The organism is Acinetobacter sp. OYA S30, from assembly GCF_033599315.1.
GTDB classification, from domain to species: domain Bacteria; phylum Pseudomonadota; class Gammaproteobacteria; order Pseudomonadales; family Moraxellaceae; genus Acinetobacter; species Acinetobacter baumannii.
Genome location: NZ_JAWVAV010000083.1, coordinates 1 through 3,770 on the forward strand (window position 1 = coordinate 1; position 3,770 = coordinate 3,770).

Here is a 3,770-nt window from a genome sequence, read left to right on the forward strand (position 1 = left end):
CATGATCCAGGAAAAAGCAAAGAAACGTGGTAGACCAGCTCAATTACTTCAGGTAGCAGAGTTGAATGATTTTATGCACTTTTTAAGAGGTCAAGAAGATTCAGAATTGAGAACTGAAGTGATCTCATTGCTTCGAGACAATAAATGTAACTTTGAACGATTGTCTGAACCACAGCAGATTTTAGTAAAAGAAGCTTTAAAACCTTATCGCGATCATATGAAGATGCAATTATTAGCTGACAAATTAGAAGCTGAAAAAAATAATTCGGAATATGAGAAAAAATTTTTAAAATTACATCAACAGTATGAACAGGGTTATTTAGATAATACGGATATAAATCTTCTAAAAATGATGTGTAATCGTTATTTACGGTTTAAGGCACAAAAGCTTGATGTCAGTGATTTAGAATTATATCTGAGTCAGATCCAAAAGAACGAAGCTAAGAAGAAAAGAACGGCTGAAAACCGACGTAAATTCGAAATAGGCGGTGCGATAATTGCAGCTTGTAAGGAGCTAGGGACTAATCCATATACTTCAGCTGAAGATATAAAAGCACAATTTATGGAGTATTATCGCTATTTTCGACGTATAAGACAGACTCAATTTTTTGCTGAAGCTTCTGCTCGTACCGGAAATTATGAACTAGAATATGACGTGATTTTTACTGCTCTAAATAATTTATCAAATTATAAATTAGAAGGTAAAAGTATTACAGCGATTGAGATAGAACGAGCAATTTCAGAAGTAAAGTTGAAATAAGATGTAACTCAAGTGTTCTCTTTTTATCGATCGTAAAAATGGACAAAATTTACATGATGTACTTGCTGATCTGTTCTAGATTTTAGTATCCACTGTGTTTATTTCCACTTTTATATTTTAAACTGTTGTTTTTAATAGGTTATTTATGTCTTATCTATTTCAAAAATAGACTGAAAAGGGGTGAATCTCTACACCTATACTCCTCAAAATTTTAAAAAATTAAGAATTTTCTAATAAAAACACAAATTTATAATTTTTAAGTATTTGATTTTTTTATATAAAAATAACTGTGCTACTTTTCCACTCTTAGACACCTCTGGATTGCTGCAAAAGGGGTGAATTTCTACACGTATAGTCTTGAAGTGCTCTGGTAAAAACACAAATTTTCCGACTATGAATATCTATCTTTAAAATATTAAATATTTGATTTTAAATTAATTTTAATTTTGGCGTAATTTAAGAAAAACTGTAAAGAATTCAACGTCTTGAATATATTTAATTGATTTTATAGATGTTTTTCAATGAAAACATCATAGTCGGAAAAGTTCACTACTAACTAAATTTCGCATAAGAGTTTTTATGTTAAATGCCACTTTAATGTAATTCCAAAATTCATGAATCTTTGTCTTAATAGCTTGTCGTTTTTTACTCATGAATCGTACCGGGTTTGTCGGAGACCAACTTTCCCTGAGATAAGAAGCATCGCTTCGCAAGGAAACATCGAGCAAAACGAGGTCTACATGATTTTCATCATGCTGAGCGAATCAAACGAATTTGGAAAGAAAGTTCGGGGCGATATGGCGTTCGTAAGGTCTGGCAATAACTGCAACGAGAAGTTATGTTATTGCGCGCTGTACAAGTGCGCTAGGTTATGTGCCACCTTTTGTGTTTGAAAAAATGTTCGATGATAAGATTAACACGTTAGGTCAGGTGGCCTAACTTAAATAAAAAAGTCTCCGACAAACCCGGTACGGTTCATTTATTTTTTAAACACTCGGATGTCTTATTTCATACATTAATTTACAGCGCTTTCTTGGCGCATAAGGCTCTAATAAAAGTGTTTTTTATTTTTGGCAGCCTTGATACGAGTCTGTTTAATGTTGAACTAGAGAGAGGAAATCCGCATGCGTGCTCTTACCTATCATGGTGCTCGGGATGTACGAGTTGAATCCGTTCCAGATCCAGTGATTCAGGAACCAGATGACGTCATTTTAAGGGTGACAGCGACTGCCATCTGTGGCTCAGATCTGCACCTATACCGGGGTAAAATTCCGGCCACTGAAGATGGCGATATTTTCGGCCATGAATTTATGGGAATTGTAGAAGAAGTCGGCCCTGAAGTCACAGAAGTCAAAAAAGGCGACCGGGTCATTATTCCTTTCGTGATTGCATGTGGTCACTGTTTTTTCTGTGAACATGAACTAATGGCTGCCTGTGAAAATACCAATACCGGCCGTGGTGCAATTCTCAATAAAAAACAGATTCCACCAGGGGCAGCTTTATTTGGCTTTAGCCATCTGTATGGTGGTATACCGGGTGGTCAAGCTGAATATGTGCGGATCCCCAAGGGCAATGTCGGACCATTTAAAGTGCCAGGCTCCCTGCCTGATGAAAAAGTATTATTCCTGACCGATATTCTACCAACCGCCTGGCAAGCAGTGAACAATGCCCAAGTTGGTCGAGGTTCCAGTGTGGCGATTTATGGTGCTGGCCCAGTTGGTCTGCTGGCTGCTGCCTGTGCACGGATGCTCGGTGCCGAGCAGATTTTTATGGTCGATCACCATCCTTATCGTCTGAGTTTCGCACATCAAACCTATGGGGTGATTCCGGTCAATTTTGATGAAGTCGATGCCGCTGAATTTATCATTCAAAATACCACGGGTTATCGTGGAGTCGATGCCGTCATTGATGCGGTCGGTTTTGAAGCCAAAGGTAGCATGCTGGAAACCGTAATGACTAACCTGAAATTAGAAGGTTCGAGTGGTTCAGCGTTAAGACAATGTATTGCAGCGGTCCGCCGCGGCGGTGTGGTGAGTGTACCTGGAGTTTATGCTGGTCCAATTCATGGCTTCCTGTTTGGTGATGCCTTTGACAAAGGTTTAACCTTTAAAATGGGACAAACTCATGTGCATAATTACTTGCCGCAGTTGCTAGAACATATTGAAAATGGAGATCTGTCTCCAGATCTGATTATTACCCATCGCATGAAACTGGAAGATGCTGCGGAAGGTTACCGTATTTTTGATAAAAAAGAAGAAGACTGTCGTAAAGTTATTCTGACGCCATAAATATGATTAAAGGAAAGCGCCATCAGGCGCTTTTTTACTTTGGAGAAATCGGACATTTCCATTTGGGGGTTACAACTGAATTGCGTATAAGAAATTTTATGTTAAATAGTAATATAAATGGAAACGACACATTTAGACGTTATTCCACTATTTGACTGCTGGTAGTGACTACTTTCTAATACATAAACGGTGATAGACTTAACATATTGAACTTTATATTTATTAATTTTTTATGAGACATATTAAAAATACAGCCATGTTTGAGGCTATGTTACCTGTAAAAAAAGAGTTGAAAAAACTAAAAACCGTAACGATTAACCTACCCAAAAGTTTTGGTTTAAAAGACCATGATGCCTTTGATTTTGATCAAATTTTTAGTGTTTTTAAATGGAACGTAAAAAACTGCCCTGTAAAAATTGATATTACTAAATGTACATCTTCAGATTATCAGGCTTTATCTTTAATTGTTTTATATGCATGGCATCTAAAAAATCAGGGATGTACTGTAGAAATAATTTTTGACCATAAGGCTACTTCGGGTGTTAGCCTTATGTGGAAGAGGTTAGGTGCACCAGGAACATTCCCTGTTTTATTAGAGCCTAATCAGCAATTTAAAGGAGATAGCTATAAGCCTCTATTTGCTCTAAGAAAGGGAAATAATAATAAAGATTTCTCTGTACACGACAAATTTCACAGAACCCTTATCCTATCAGGGTTCTGCC

General features: G+C 36.9%; 3 protein-coding genes and 1 pseudogene. All 4 read left to right on the forward strand.

Going from position 1 to position 3,770, the window contains the following annotated elements; all coding sequences use genetic code 11:
- The coding region (locus tag R5R67_RS18990) for a hypothetical protein (protein ID WP_004788524.1) at window positions 1-760 on the forward strand (760 nt) is incomplete at its 5' end.
- Window positions 761-1,475: 715 nt separating this feature from the next.
- Window positions 1,476-1,624, forward strand: a pseudogene (locus R5R67_RS19755) (IS3 family transposase); the annotation flags it as partial.
- A gap of 260 nt (window positions 1,625-1,884) precedes the next feature.
- The gene (locus R5R67_RS18995) at window positions 1,885-3,048 is read left to right on the forward strand and encodes a zinc-dependent alcohol dehydrogenase (RefSeq protein ID WP_005104957.1); all 1,164 of its coding nucleotides are present in this window, start codon (window positions 1,885-1,887) and stop codon (window positions 3,046-3,048) included.
- A 232-nt stretch (window positions 3,049-3,280) separates the two neighbouring features.
- Window positions 3,281-3,770: hypothetical protein (locus R5R67_RS19000; protein WP_318755162.1), on the forward strand; the 490-nt coding region annotated here is incomplete at its 3' end.